The sequence below is a fragment of the Bacteroidota bacterium genome (assembly GCA_016715425.1).
Lineage (GTDB): Bacteria > Bacteroidota > Bacteroidia > Chitinophagales > BACL12 > JADKAC01.
The window spans coordinates 29,073-43,853 of record JADKAC010000001.1 but is presented as its reverse complement, the minus strand read 5'-3'; the positions used below and the strand labels follow the sequence as shown (position 1 = coordinate 43,853).

Here is a 14,781-nt window from a genome sequence, read left to right as displayed (position 1 = left end):
TAAAGCACTAATCAAAGCTATGCTTGCAGTTTTGCTCTGTGTTTTGAAGTAATTAAATCCGCAGATTGTGGATTTTCTTTATGTTGGATAGCTGCCTTTACAAATTCAACAAACAACGGATGCGGCTGCTCCACTTTGCTTTTTAATTCAGGATGAAACTGCACACCTACAAACCAAGGATGATTTTTTAATTCTACAATTTCAATTAAATTCTGTTGTGGATTTAAACCCGTTGCCATCATTCCTGCCGCTTCAAAATCTTTCAGATAAGTATTATTGAATTCGTAGCGATGGCGATGGCGTTCACTTATGGATTGAGATTTATAAGCTTCATACGCATGTGTCTTTTTAAATATTTTGCAATCATAAGCACCGAGACGCATCGTACCACCCATATCCACCACTTCCTTTTGTTCTTCCATTTTATCAATCACCGGATATTTTGTTTTCGCATTCATTTCAGTGGAATGCGCATCCTCCATTTTCAACACATTGCGTGCAAATTCAACTACACAACACTGCATACCGAGACATATACCAAAGAAAGGAATATTATTTTCACGTACAAATTGAATGGCGGTAATTTTCCCTTCAATACCTCTTTCACCAAATCCGGGTGCTACCAAAATTCCATCCATATCACCGATTTTTTCTTGCACATTTTCCGGTGTAATAAATTCTGATTGGATGTAACTCACCTCTATTTTACATTCATTTTCTGCACCTGCATGAATAAAAGATTCTAATATAGATTTATACGCATCCTGCAATTCCACATACTTTCCAACTAAAGCAATTTTTACTGTTTTCGTTGGATTTTTTAAACGACTTAAAAATTCTTTCCATGTAGTTAAATCCGGCTCGCCATGATGCGGCAATTTTAATTTTGCCAAAACAATATCATCCAGATTTTCTTTCAACAAACTCAGAGGTACATCATAAATAGTTTTCACATCAATAGCTTCTATTACTGCATTGATATTTACGTTACAAAACAAGGCGAGTTTTCTGCGCAATTCTTTTGTAAGCGGATGTTCTGTTCTGCATACAAGTATATCTGCTTGTATTCCGGATTCTAATAATAATTTAACTGAGTGTTGTGTTGGTTTTGTTTTTAATTCTCCTGCCGATGCTAAAAACGGAATTAATGTAAGGTGAATAATTATGCAACGAGTATGGCCTAATTTCCATTTCAATTGACGCACTGCTTCTATGTAAGGAAGTGATTCAATATCACCAACAGTACCTCCAATTTCAGTAATTACAATATCGTACTTATCACTTTCACCCAACAACAACATACGACGTTGAATCTCGTCGGTAATATGTGGAATTACCTGCACAGTTTTACCGAGATAATCTCCTGCACGTTCTCGATTAATTACAGTTTGATATACTGCACCTGTAGTAACATTATTTGCTTGTGATGTTTCCACACCCAGAAATCTTTCATAATGTCCAAGATCTAAATCTGTTTCAGCACCATCATCGGTAACGTAACATTCGCCGTGTTCATACGGATTTAATGTTCCCGGGTCCACATTGATATAAGGATCGAATTTCTGAATGGTAACACGGAGTCCGTGGCCTTGCAGAAGTCTTGCTAATGATGCGGAAAAGATGCCTTTGCCTAAGGAAGAAGTTACGCCACCCGTAACGAAAATGTACTTACAATTTGATTTCATAGTTTGAAATGTTACGGGTTTTAAAGGTAGAACAAATTTTGAAGGTCAGTAATAAAATAGCGTAATTGTATTTCAACAATTTGTGCAAATTGGAATTTGTATTTTCAGAAAATAGAATTATTGTATTCGGAGTAATGCGTTTTCAAAGTCATCCGGTGTATCAATTCCGACACTTTCAAAAGCAGTATTTATTACCCGCACTTTATAGCCATGATGCAGCCATCGCAATTGTTCCAGCGATTCTGTTTTTTCCAGTTTAACCGGCGAGAGTTGAATAATTTTTTTTAATGTTTTGGATTTGTATCCATAGATCCCAATGTGTTTTTGAAAAGGAAACGCTTCTAACCATTTCACCGGTTCTGCAATTTCTTTTCCACTGCGGAAATAAGGAATAGGATTGCGTGAAAAATACATAGCATCTTTTTGTTTATTGCAAACCACTTTCACCACATTCGGATTAAAAATTTCTTCTGCATTTGTAATGCGAAAAGAAAGAGTTGCAATATCAATATCTGAATCGGTGAATGCTTTAATAATTGAACGTATTTGTTGTGGTTCAATAAAAGGCTCATCACCCTGAACATTAATAACTACATCAAAATTTTTTTTAAGCTTGCGCATTACTTCACCACATCTCTCAGTTCCGCTATGATGTTTTGCAGAAGTCATTATCACATTTCCTTTATGCATTTTCACATGATCATAAATACGTTTATCATCGGTGGCTACAATTACTTCATGTAGTTGTTTTACTTTTTTCACTTGATAATAAACCCGCATTATCATACTTGTATCGCCAATCATTGCCAAAGGTTTTCCGGGGAAACGAGTGCTTGCATATCTTGCCGGAATTATTGCTAATACTTTCATTTAAAATTTAATTTTTCTAACAACAACAAAACTGTTTTTAGCAGCAATCACTTTCACGTGATCTCCTTTGGAAATATAATCGCCTTCTGTTTGTCCGTCAATCCATTCACCTTCAATTTCAATTTTTCCTGCAGGTCGCAAATCAGTAACAGCAATTCCAGTTTTTCCCACGAAGGCGGGTAATATTAAAATATTTGTGTGATAACCTTCATCACTCATTTCACTTGTTTGCAAGGATATTTTTTTAAATAATCCTGAGTTGAGAAAGCGACCAAAAAATCCGATAATAACTATTAGTGTAAATATTATTGCCGCAATAACGATACTAAAAGATTCTGCAATTGCGCCTGTGCCGGTAAAATCAAAATTGAATCCTCGATTTTGCAGCATACTTAAAAGCAATCCTGTAACGATAAATGCAATTCCTGAAATTCCGGCAATTCCAAAGCCTGGGATTACAAAAATTTCAAGAGCAAGTAAAATCAATCCGACGACAAATAATAGTATCTCCCAGTTTTGTGCAAGTCCTTCAAAATATAATGGTGCGAAATATAATAGTGCAGCAACAATTGCAATCACTAAAGGAAAACCAATACCGGGTGTTTGCAATTCAAAATACAATCCCAGAAAAATAAAAGTGATACATAAACCCCGCAACACAGGATTCAGAAAAAATCCCATCATCTTATCAATGAATGTGGATTCATATTTCACCATTTCATAATTTGTAATTCCCGCAGCAGCAAGTGCAGCTTCCGCATTTTCTGCCTGAGCTTCACAAAAACCATATTGAATTGCTTCCTTAGTTGTGAATGTCAACACTTTGCCCGAATCAATAATCCCGGGAATAGTTTTAATAGAACCCACCATTGCTTCCGCCATTTCCGGATTTCTATTATTTGCTTCTGCTGTTGCCCGCATCATTCCACGCATATAACTCTGATATTTATCCGCCATTACATTTCCGCTTTGATCAACCACACTAGCAGCACCAATTTTTGCAAACGAATTCATATAAATACTATCGCAGGCTATTGCTATTAATGCACCCGCAGAAGCCGCATTGTTGGTGACATGTACTATTACCGGAATTTTGGTTGCCAGCAATTTCGTGCGAATACTATCAGCAGCATCCAGCATTCCGCCATAAGTATCCATACTGATTAGAATATAATCTGCCTGAATTTCTTCTGCTTGTTCTACTGCATTTTTCACAGTGCGCCAGGCAGCAGGCATTATATCTTCATGTATTTCAAAATACAAAACCTTCTTTTGTTCGCTATTATCCACACTGCTTAAAGCGGAGACAACTGTCCACAATAATATAAACCCCACAAAAAAACTGTAAAAACCCTTACGTGCAAAGTATTTATGCATAACCTCAACCTCTATTTTTGCTTGTGAATAAAATGTGTATAAGCAATAAAAACCCTTAAACCCAAGTTTCACTTATGGAAGTTTTACTGCAAAACAAAAATATGAAAAGAATTTGCCTATTGATATTATTAGTTGTTTGGGCATGGAGCCTGATGGCTGCACCCATAGATTCAGTGGGTGTAAAGAATATTTCAGGGCAATCATTTATCGTGTATCAATTAAGTGCGGGGGAAACTGTATATGCTATTAGTCGCAAGTATAACGTAAGCTTTCAAAGCATTACAGAAGCCAATCCCGGAGTAGATATGAATGCCATTAAACTCGGACAGGAAATATTAATTCCTCAAATAAATACTTACACCACTTCTACTAAATCAGCAAACAGCAGTTTTCATATTGTGGCTAAAGGAGAAACAGTGTATAGCATTTCCAAGCAATATTCCACTGAAGTATCAGAATTACAAAAGCTTAATCCTGAAATAAAAGACAATGCGATTAAAATTGGTCAGGTACTTACAATTCCGCAACAACCAAGTGCAAGTGTTCAAAAAGACTACACACTTGTGGAAGAAAATTCCCAATTGATTATTGCAAAAGAGGAAACAAATAATACCACAGAAACTTTAACAGAAATTAAATCGGAGCCGGAAATAGTGTATTCCAAGCCTGACAAGAATAAATCCTTTGCACAACAGTATGCGGAATATCAGTTTATGGATATGGTTACTGTAAGTGAAAAAGGTGTTGCCACTTGGATCGATGGCAGTGCAGACATGCAAATCACCAATGGCAGATATTATGCGTTGAACAATGAAGCCCCTATTGGTTCTATTGTGAAGGTGCGGAATCTGATGAATAATCGGGAGATTTATGCAAAAGTGATTGGCACATTATCTGATACCGAGGTAAGTGACAAAACATTAATAAAACTCTCGGCAGGTGCAGCCGAACAGCTCAATGTACTGGATGCACGTTTCGTTTCTGAAATTTCACATTACGAAGCACGAGAGGAAGTGAAAAAGTAATTAGGTTCAATTGTTTCATAAATTAGGTTCAGAAGCCCCGATTGATTCGGGGTTTTTTTATTTTATTACATACTAACTTAAAATGGTAATAATCAGATTTCTACCTTGAGCATGATTTCGGAATTCACATAAATATATTCCTTGCCATGTTCCCAAATTAAGTTTACCATTTGAAATGGGAATTGAAATATTATTTCCAATAAGAGCAGCTTTAATATGTGCCGGCATATCATCATCGCCTTCCATATCATGTTTGTAATACGGCATTCCTTCAGGGACTAATTTATTAAACACAGTTTCAAAATCAATTCGAACGGTTGCGTCTGCATTTTCATTAATTGTTATTGCCGCTGATGTATGCTGAATAAAAATTTGCAGTAAAGCCGTGGCGGGTAAATTGGGTAAGGCATTTAAAATATGATTATCAATTATATGAAATCCTCTTTTAAACCGTGGAAGTTGTATTTTAAAATGTTGAATCATCTTATTTTATAATTAAATGTTTTGGGTAATTGAAATTAATATCCCTTATGCGAACAAAAATAAATGTGTAATAGCATACTTATTTTTTCCAATCCTGAAGACGATCAAGATATAAATAGGATTCAACAAATTTTCTATGTTCATCACTTGTCATTTTCTCTAACAAATTCAAAGCACTTATATAACTGGTAAGATTGCCATTTGAAGAACTGAATTTTCCATCTTCAACAAAAGAAATCAAACTATCATCTTGCACAATTAATTTCGGATATTCTATTTGTAATTGTTTACCACCTCCAACATAGGTTACTATTTTTTTGCCATCTGCAATTCCTGAAGCACCAACAAGCTGCGCACCTGCACAATTACTTACCGTATATTTTGTTTCCTTATTTTTCTCTCTGATGAAATTCAATATTTTTTCATTGTGCACTTGCGAATACATATCATAAGCACTCGGAATAAATAGTGCTTTTAATTTCGGGCAGTTTTCAAAAGTATAATCAGGAATAATTCTCAATCCTTCTTCGGTAACAATCGGATCTGCAGTTTCTGCAATTGTTATTACATTAAATAATGGTTTTCCTTCAGGTCCGTCGGGTTTTGCAAATACATCCGATGTTGCTGTAAACTCTGTCTGTAAAACGCCATTATAAATTAGAAGGCCAATAGTAGGTAGCTCGGCATTAAATGGTTTTAGATGCGCAGTTAAAGTATCCATTGTTTTTTCAGCATTGGATTGTGCATTCTCTTGCAATTTATTTCCTGAATCATTTGTATTGCAACTAAATAATATTGCTGCAATCACAATTATAAATAAGGCGTTAATCTTTTTCATTTTGATGAATATATTTTCATCCAATATAACATTTAATAAAACAAAAATGTTGGACTGCCTTTGAATATTCTTTTTATCATGCTTACATATTTATTTTTTATAAACTAAATCAATTCATATTCTTAATTATTCTAAGGTTTCCAATTGATTTCAAACTACCTTTGCGCACACTATGGCACAGCCTTCTGGAAATAATTTATGGGGACCGGTAGAGCAAAAAGATAAGAAGCGTATCACCATGCAAGGTATGCGTTCTATAATGAGAATCTTCTCTTACTTGCGTCCTTATAAAACAAAATTTTATATTGGAATTGTCGCCTTATTGCTCAGCAGTTTTACCACAATGTCATTTCCTTTTTTTATGGGGAAACTGATTGATACTTCCTCCTCAAATGCACCTGAAAGTATTTATTCTAACACCAATGCGATTGCACTTATTCTAGTGGGTATTTTAATTTTTCAATCAGCTGTTTCTTATTTCCGTGTGTATTTATTTGCAATTGTTTCTGAGAAAAGTATGGCGGATGTACGCACGAGTTTGTACAATAAATTGATTACGCTTTCCATTCCTTTTTTTGAAGAACATCGTGTGGGTGAATTAACAAGTCGCAGTACTAATGATGTAGATCAATTGCAAGATATGTTGAGTTCAACTCTTCCTGAATTTGTGCGTCAAATTGTTACAATAATTTTTGGATTAGGATTTATATTTTTTATTTCTCCAAAGTTGACCTTATTGATGATTTCTACTTTTCCTGTATTAATTATTCTTGCAGTATTATATGGAAAATATATTCGCACCATTTCTAAAAAAAGGCAAGATGCATTAGCTGAATCCAATGTGGCGGTGGAAGAAACATTACAAAATATTTTTACTGTAAAAGCATTCAGCAACGAGAATTATGAATCGAAACGCTACAAAGGTTTTTTAGAACGTGTTGTTGAAACAGGAATAAAAGGTGCGATGAATCGTGGTGCATTTACCACCTTTTTAATTCTCGGTTTATTTGGTGGATTTGTATTGGTGTTATGGTATGGAACTCTGTTAATGAAAGATGGTGAAATTACAGCCGGCACACTCACTGCATTCATGCTCTATACCGGATTTATTGGTGGCGCTGTTGGTGGACTTGGAGAAATGTATGGTCGTCTTCAAAAAACGGTCGGTGCTACTGAACGCATATTTGAAATCATTGAAGAAGAAGGAGAAATTACTTTGGATAGTGATACACCTAAAACAAAATTGCAAGGTTCTATTCAATTTAAAAATGTAGCATTTACTTATCCCACAAGAAAAGATATCCGTGTATTACAAGATATTAATATTCAAATTGCACCCGGAGAAAAAGTTGCTTTGGCCGGACCAAGCGGCGCAGGAAAATCTACAATTGCGCAATTGATTTTACGATTTTATGAACCCGCAGAAGGTGCATTAATTATGGATGGAAAAAATGCAAATACTTATACATTAAAAGAGTTGCGGAATAATATGGCTATCGTTCCGCAGGAAGTAATTTTATTTGGAGGCACTATTAAAGAAAATATTGCTTACGGAAAACCGGATGCAAATGAACAAGAAATAATGGAAGCTTCGAAGAAAGCAAATGCCTGGGAATTTATTTCAAGATTTCCGGAACAATTAGAAACAATAGTTGGTGAACGTGGTGTAAAATTATCTGGTGGACAACGGCAACGTATTGCCATAGCAAGAGCAATTTTAAAAGACCCTGCAATATTAATTTTAGATGAAGCAACAAGTAGCTTAGATGCGGAGAGTGAAAAATTAGTGCAAGATGCTTTAGAAATTTTAATGGAGAATCGCACAACAATTATTATAGCGCATCGCTTGAGTACTATTCGTAATGTGGACAGAATATTTGTGTTGGAAAATGGTGCAATAAAAGAAGAAGGTACATTTGACATGCTATCAAAAATTGAAGACGGAATTTTCAGTAACTTATTAAAACTGCAATTCAGCGAAAAAGAAATAATAAATTAATTAATGCAATGACTCTTCTGTATTTTATTTTAATAGGCGCACTCGCCGGATGGATTGGTGGCAAACTAATGCGGGGCGAAGGATTTGGACTGATAGGTAATATCGTTGTCGGAATTGTTGGTGCCGTAATCGGCGGATGGATTTTCGATAGTTTAAATATTTCCAGTTCCGGTTTTGCAGGCACCATTGCCAGTTCAGTTGTTGGTGCAGTGTTGTTTTTATTTATTGTTGGATTGATTAAGAATAAATAAAATTATTAATATCCCACCGCACTATCATCACCTCTTTTATCGGCTGCACCTTCTAATGTGCCATTCGCATTTATAAGTATTGCATCCACTCTGCCGATAGCTTCTTTTGATTTAATAGTGTGTCCCATTTTTTGTAGTTGCGATAATGTTGTTGAATCAATTTTATTTCTTTCATATAAAATTTCATCAGGTAGCCATTGATTATGAAAGCGACCTGCATCCACACTTTGTTGCATAGTCATATTAAATTCAATCACGTTGATTATGCATTGAAAAACACTTGTAATAATTGTACTTCCACCCGGGCTGCCGAGCACCATAAACAGGGAATCGTTTTTTGTAACAATAATTGGTGTCATACTGCTCAACATACGTTTACCCGGCGCAATAGCATTTGCTTCGCCACCAACCAAACCATACATATTTGCTTCACCGGGTTTCGCACTGAAATCATCCATTTCATTATTCAATAAAAAGCCTGCACCATTCACTATAATTTTTGAACCATAACTATCATTTAAAGTTGTGGTAACTGCAACAGCATTTCCTTCAGCATCCACAATAGAAAAATGTGTTGTCTCATCACTTTCATGCATTGCAAATTCTCCTGCTTTAATTTCTTTTGATGTCGTTGCATGTTGCGGATTAAAATCCATCATGCGATGTTGTAAATAATTGGAATCAATTAATGAAGAAAGCGGCACATCAAAAAAATCAGGATCACCCAACCATGTTGCTCTATCGGCATACGATCTGCGTTCTGCTTCTGTCATCAGATGTATTGCTTCCACACTTTGAAATCCATAATCTTTAATAGGAAATGTTTCAATCATTCCCATCATTTGCGCAAGACAAACACCACCACTTGCAGGCGGAGGCATACTAATAATTTCATACTCTTTATAATTAAAAGTAATTGGAGTGCGCCAAATAGAATGATAATTTTCAAGATCAGATAATTGCATAATGCCATTACCGTTTTGCATTTCCTGCACAATCAAATTTGCTGTTTCTCCTTTGTAAAAACCATCTCTTCCATTTTGCTGAATACGTTTTAATGTATTTGCCAAATCCGATTGAATTAATGTATCACCAACTTTCCATTCCGTTTCTTTTATAAAATAATTTTTTGTTGGATTTACTTTTTTAAATTCTGCTTTATTGTTGTTAAATTCATTTGCTTGTTGCTCAGTAAGTACAAAACCATTTTCAGCAAGTGCAATTGCAGGTTGCAATAATTTTTCCCAAGCAATAGTGCCATATTTTTTATGTGCTTCCCACATTCCATCTACAGAACCCGGTACACCTGAAGCGAGTTGTGTTGATTCAATCACATTTCTGTTTACTTCACCATCAGATTCTAAATACATATCTCTATTCGAATTTGCAGGAGCTTTCTCTCTGAAATCCAATGTTGCAGTTTCACCATTTGCAAGCCGAATTACCATAAAACCACCACCACCAATATTTCCTGCATTGGGATATACAACCGCTAAAGCAAATTGCACTGCGATGGCTGCATCTACGGCATTACCTCCGTTTTTTATTATTTCTATACCAACATTACTTGCAAATGTATTTGCCGAAACCACCATTGCATGCTTCGCAATTGTAGATGTAGTTTCTTGATGTTGAGCTTTGCATTGTATTAATGCGGATGAAAAAAGAAAAATAAAAAAGATGTTTCGAATCATAGGTGCAAGTTAATAAAGCAATGTATTTACTTCTATAATAATTGCAGTAATTAAGTCAATGGAGTTTAGAGAATGGTAAGTTATTTTTTATTGCAGATGAACTAAGAGGAACTATTCTATTTCTATCCATGCTTATAGTTGAACTCATCAATCATTTAGATGCTCAAGTAAAATACTAATTATTTTTCAATAACAATTTTAGCAGTTCGACTTACTAAATCATTATAGGCATTAATAATATAAATACCACTTGGAAGTAGTTCTGCATTTATAGTTATTTGTTTATTATTGATAAATGCACCATTAAATAAGAGTTGACCAGAAATATTAAAAAGTTGAACGACGGCATTTGTTTCCAACATGTATTCAGGTAGAAATACTGTTATATTATTGGCATTATAAATTGCCATTAGGTCATGTAATTTACCGCCTTTATAACCTGCTTTAATTTCTTCTTCGGGAATGGCATTATAGGCATAATCACTCACTGTTAAGGCCATATTTTGCTGATCTACTTTTAATCTAACCCAACCATAATAAAAATTATTGGACCAAAATCTTACACCCAAATAATAAAAATTATCTTCATCGCCCCAATAACCATCTCCGCTTGTAGGAAGCAATTCGCCATCAACAATGTGGTAATATGTTGAGGTCAATCTCAGCGATTCCATCAGAAGCCATAATTTATCATCATTTATAATATCATTTGAATCCAAGCTCATTGCGTTATAAGAAGCAGTTTTCTTCCCACAAATACGTGTCAGATTCATCAAATCAACATTTATTGTTTTTGATAGAAAATCTACTGAGCCGAAATCATTTACCGAAGCATCAGCACTATATGAGAAACCAAGATCATTAATTCCATCGTTGTTCATATCAACCATATAATTGATAAGACTCCCAACTTGAGTTGTATCAGGTTCTATATTGGTATATATGATTTGGCTTACCCCGCTATTACAGCATACAAACAAAACAATTGCCGATACGGAATTCCGCAGAAATTTAGATAAGTGGTATAATTGAATAAATATCATTTAATCTTACTATTGTAAATATACTGGTATTGAATAAAATTGAAAGTCAAGTGGGATTAATATTTTTTACTTTTAGGGATAATGAAATTAATTTTTACTTTTTATATTGTATTATCATTTGTTCTATGCCAATCTCAAAACATATTTAATTCTGTATGGGTGAAAAAAATCACTTCTGATGAGTCTAATTATTCATTTAATCCCAAAGGCATTGTTACAGATTCTGATGGTAATGTGTATGCAGGCATTGAAGCAGGTGGAAACTTAACTATTGATAGTATTTACATAGGTAGTGGACCCAGAAGTTATCTTATAAAGTTTGATTCAACCGGAATTTATTCCTGGTATAAATTTTTTATTTCAAATGATACGTATTCGGATGTATATATGCAGGATATTGGAATAGACAGGAATAACAACATACTTTTTCCGGGATATTTTTTAGATGAATTGTATATAGGTGGTGAGGATAGTACTATTCATGGAATAGAATACATAACATCTTTTGTCATGCGGTTTGATAGCAATGGAGAAATAGTCAATTATTTATTGTTAATGGATTCTGCTTCTATTTTGGATTTTGATACAGACTCAGAAAATAATTTATTAATCCTTGCCCGTTCTTTTGGAGAGATTAATATTTTTAATGGTGATACATTAATCGGCAATACGCTTGTTGCAAAGTATGATGATCAAAATAATTTGTTATGGTATCTGGATCAGAACGTGCTTTCCTATAATTCTAATGATGATTCATTTTTTTATACCCAAATGAAATTGGTTACAGATAATGATGATAATTTTTTTATAAATTATGTTGTATCTGATACCATGCGCCTAAATGGTAACTTTTATCAGCCAGATAGTATTATATATTATTATGTTGATTCCACTTGGATTTTCGACTCGCTTGTTTATACATATGATACCTCGATAGTATATATCAAGGAAGGTACTTTGGTTAAGTATAACTCCTTGGGTATGGAGCAATGGCATCAGATTATTACGGCTCCTTATGGTGCATACTTTAAAAATATTGCAATTAATGCATCCAATGAAATTATCACTTCAATCGGGGCTTCAACATTTCATAACATTTACTTAAGTGATTCTTTAATTTTCGAACCAACAGAATCACCCGACTTTAGCAATGGTGTTTATTTACTTAAGATGAATACGGATGGTGATTTATTATTTACAAATCAGAACCTGAATAATATTTATCTTGAGAATACTTTTGTTTTCAATCAGGAAACACTTTTTAGCCCCGGACGAACAAGCACAAAAACAGGTTACTATGCAGCATCAATAACTGAAATTGATGATAATTTGAATTTTGGTATTACCACCGAAGCTACTTGCAATACAGGCACACTCACAGGACCTAATAGTTATGTTGATTTTATTACATTTTTTGATTCCACAATGTATATGTATGGTCATGTGGATGAATGTGCTGAAATTGGAGACATAGAAGTTTACGGAAAAAACAACGAAGAAATTCTCTTCATTGCAAAATTATTTCCTCATTATTCTAGCCCTTATGTTATACCTGATTCATTAATTTACTTTTCAAGTGAATCTTATGTGTATCCTATTCCGTCAAACAAAATTTTGTATTTAAGTATGCAGGATTCTACTGCGCAAATCCAAACTATTCAAGTGTATAATACCATGGGTCAATTATTTCAAATTGCTTTTGAAAAGATTAATATTAATACAATACAATTGAACATTGGCGATTTACATCCCGGATTTTATTTTCTTGTACTTATGATTGAAAATCAGCAACGCACTTATAAATTCCTTGTAAATTAGAACTATAAACTTTCCAGAATAAATAAGTCAGCCTAATTCCAATTATAGAATGTAGAAATGCATCTCCTTAAACCATGTAGCTTTGTTTTTTTTAATTGTGTAATTATTATTTGTTTTAATACCATTTATTCATTCAATAAAATATTCCTATTTTGAAAAATCAAAATCTATCAAGCATATTTATCAATGCATATCTTGTGGCAGGTATTGTACATATTTTTATGATGGTATCCGGCAATGATTTATTAGTTACTGTTTCAAAATATGCACTGATGCCTTTGCTTTGGTTATATGTAATTACTGCAATTGGTTTTCAAAAGAACATACTATGGCTTTCACTTGCTATTTTATTTTCATGGCTGGGAGATATTTTTTTAATGTACACCGTGAATGATGAAATCTATTTTATCGCAGGGTTAGCTTCATTTTTAATTGCTCATATTTTTTATATCCTCTGCTTTTTGCAATTGGTGGATACACGCATTACATCTTTTAAATGGAAGTTTGCATTGCCGTTTATTATCTATGGTATTCTCTTGCTTGTTTATTTGTATTCCGGCTTGGGTGATATGCGCTTGCCGGTAATTGTTTATGCTGTTGTAATTACATTAATGGGTATTGCTTCTCTGCATAGAATCGGCAACACTTCTGATTACAGTTTTGCATTTGTATTAATCGGTGCATTATTATTTATTGCTTCCGATAGTATGATTGCAGTTAATAAATTTCAATCGCCATTTCACTCCGCACCTTTTCTTATTATGGTTACTTATATCGCTGCACAATATTTAATTGCGAGTGGATGTGTAATGCATATAAAAGAAAAAGCTCCACTTTCGTAGAGCTCTTTGTTGAGGGTTAAGCAAATAAAATTTTGCGAGTTAAGCAGGTGGGTAATCAGGGACGCAGATAATATTCTGTCTCTCCAATTTCAATAAAAGAAATATGATCATTACGGTCAACATAGATTGAGATTTCTGAAATCTTTTCTTTGTTCACTTTCATCGGCTTACCTTGTAAAGCAATCTTCGCTTTGATAAGACAATTTGGTGCATTGTTTACATAATGATCAATATTGCTGATTTCAAATTCATAAATTTTTCCATCAACGAGGTACTCTACAGTCTTGTTCGTGAATGCAAACTGTACAGTATTCATTTCCACTCGTTCAGGATCAAAAGAATTATCGGCATCAGCAATCTGCATGTAAGGCATCACCTTGAATCCGGCTAGATTAAAGTAATTTTTTAAAGTGATGTCTTCCACCGCAGTATAAAGTGTTACCATGTCAAGCACATTGCTAGAATTGGTAACTACAGCTTCGGTTGAATTAATAGTTTGTGTTGTGGTTGTAATGGAAGCAGTTTCATTTCCATTGTTATACACTAATGCATTGTCAATAGTGTTTTGTGCGGTAAGGCAAAATGCAGAAGCGCAAATTGTAATCGCCAGGTTCGTTAGTTTCAGTTGGTTAAGCATCTTGATAATTTTAAGGCAATAATATTCTAAGCTTTTGGCTTGTAAATATTCAGCAAAAATGTTTCTGTGACTGTTACATTGCGGGGAGCAATTTCGTTTTTGCTAACGAAGAACCTATAACTGCAAAGGGTTTATGATTATTGTATTGCGATTGCACTTTGTTGTATCGGTGACAATTTCAAAATCTGATGTGCCTTTCCTCAAAGTGATTCCTGTGAC

At 34.2% G+C, this 14,781-nt stretch carries 13 protein-coding genes; 5 read left to right on the top strand and 8 right to left on the bottom strand.

Translation table 11 applies throughout. The features are described from left to right. Window positions 1-17: 17 nt before the first annotated feature. From IPN31_00160 to IPN31_00150, 3 genes are all read right to left on the bottom strand, one after another. On the bottom strand, window positions 18-1,685 hold the full coding sequence (locus IPN31_00160) for a CTP synthase (protein ID MBK8680333.1): 1,668 nt from the start codon (window positions 1,683-1,685) through the stop codon (window positions 18-20). 117 nt (window positions 1,686-1,802) lie between these two features. Further along, on the bottom strand, window positions 1,803-2,555 hold the full coding sequence (gene kdsB / locus IPN31_00155; protein ID MBK8680332.1) for a 3-deoxy-manno-octulosonate cytidylyltransferase: 753 nt from the start codon (window positions 2,553-2,555) through the stop codon (window positions 1,803-1,805). Beyond that, entirely contained in the window at window positions 2,556-3,890 is a 1,335-nt protein-coding gene (locus IPN31_00150) for a nodulation protein NfeD (GenBank protein ID MBK8680331.1), read from the bottom strand. A 143-nt stretch (window positions 3,891-4,033) separates the two neighbouring features. Here IPN31_00150 and IPN31_00145 point away from each other — a divergent pair, with 143 nt between their 5' ends. After that, window positions 4,034-4,957, top strand: a complete 924-nt coding sequence (locus tag IPN31_00145) for a LysM peptidoglycan-binding domain-containing protein (protein ID MBK8680330.1) — start codon at window positions 4,034-4,036, stop codon at window positions 4,955-4,957. Window positions 4,958-5,029: 72 nt separating this feature from the next. Here the strand turns inward: IPN31_00145 and IPN31_00140 are convergent, their stop codons facing one another. Beyond that, the gene (locus IPN31_00140; protein ID MBK8680329.1) at window positions 5,030-5,440 is read right to left on the bottom strand and encodes a YjbQ family protein; all 411 of its coding nucleotides are present in this window, start codon (window positions 5,438-5,440) and stop codon (window positions 5,030-5,032) included. A 79-nt stretch (window positions 5,441-5,519) separates the two neighbouring features. After that, window positions 5,520-6,278 carry a DJ-1/PfpI family protein gene (locus tag IPN31_00135; protein MBK8680328.1) on the bottom strand — a complete coding sequence of 253 codons (759 nt, stop codon included), beginning with the start codon at window positions 6,276-6,278 and terminating at the stop codon, window positions 5,520-5,522. 172 nt (window positions 6,279-6,450) lie between these two features. Here IPN31_00135 and IPN31_00130 point away from each other — a divergent pair, with 172 nt between their 5' ends. Together IPN31_00130 and IPN31_00125 are read left to right on the top strand one after the other, a co-directional pair. Beyond that, the gene (locus tag IPN31_00130; protein ID MBK8680327.1) at window positions 6,451-8,277 is read left to right on the top strand and encodes an ATP-binding cassette domain-containing protein; all 1,827 of its coding nucleotides are present in this window, start codon (window positions 6,451-6,453) and stop codon (window positions 8,275-8,277) included. A gap of 8 nt (window positions 8,278-8,285) precedes the next feature. Then, complete coding sequence (locus IPN31_00125; protein ID MBK8680326.1) at window positions 8,286-8,528, top strand: GlsB/YeaQ/YmgE family stress response membrane protein; 243 nt, start codon at window positions 8,286-8,288, stop codon at window positions 8,526-8,528. Window positions 8,529-8,533: 5 nt separating this feature from the next. Here IPN31_00125 and ggt read toward each other — a convergent pair whose 3' ends face one another. Both ggt and IPN31_00115 read right to left on the bottom strand, forming a co-directional pair. Further along, window positions 8,534-10,222: a gamma-glutamyltransferase gene (gene ggt / locus IPN31_00120; protein MBK8680325.1), complete on the bottom strand. Its 1,689-nt coding sequence runs from the start codon at window positions 10,220-10,222 to the stop codon at window positions 8,534-8,536. A gap of 179 nt (window positions 10,223-10,401) precedes the next feature. Next, on the bottom strand, window positions 10,402-11,103 hold the full coding sequence (locus IPN31_00115) for a T9SS type A sorting domain-containing protein (GenBank protein MBK8680324.1): 702 nt from the start codon (window positions 11,101-11,103) through the stop codon (window positions 10,402-10,404). Window positions 11,104-11,424: 321 nt separating this feature from the next. On the opposite strand from IPN31_00115, the gene IPN31_00110 reads away from it, so the two are divergent. Both IPN31_00110 and IPN31_00105 read left to right on the top strand, forming a co-directional pair. Then, on the top strand, window positions 11,425-13,083 hold the full coding sequence (locus tag IPN31_00110; GenBank protein MBK8680323.1) for a T9SS type A sorting domain-containing protein: 1,659 nt from the start codon (window positions 11,425-11,427) through the stop codon (window positions 13,081-13,083). Window positions 13,084-13,235: 152 nt separating this feature from the next. Beyond that, window positions 13,236-13,925 carry a lysoplasmalogenase gene (locus tag IPN31_00105; GenBank protein MBK8680322.1) on the top strand — a complete coding sequence of 230 codons (690 nt, stop codon included), beginning with the start codon at window positions 13,236-13,238 and terminating at the stop codon, window positions 13,923-13,925. A gap of 55 nt (window positions 13,926-13,980) precedes the next feature. Here IPN31_00105 and IPN31_00100 read toward each other — a convergent pair whose 3' ends face one another. After that, window positions 13,981-14,562, bottom strand: coding sequence for a hypothetical protein (locus tag IPN31_00100; protein MBK8680321.1), 582 nt, complete (start codon window positions 14,560-14,562; stop codon window positions 13,981-13,983). Window positions 14,563-14,781: the final 219 nt, after the last annotated feature.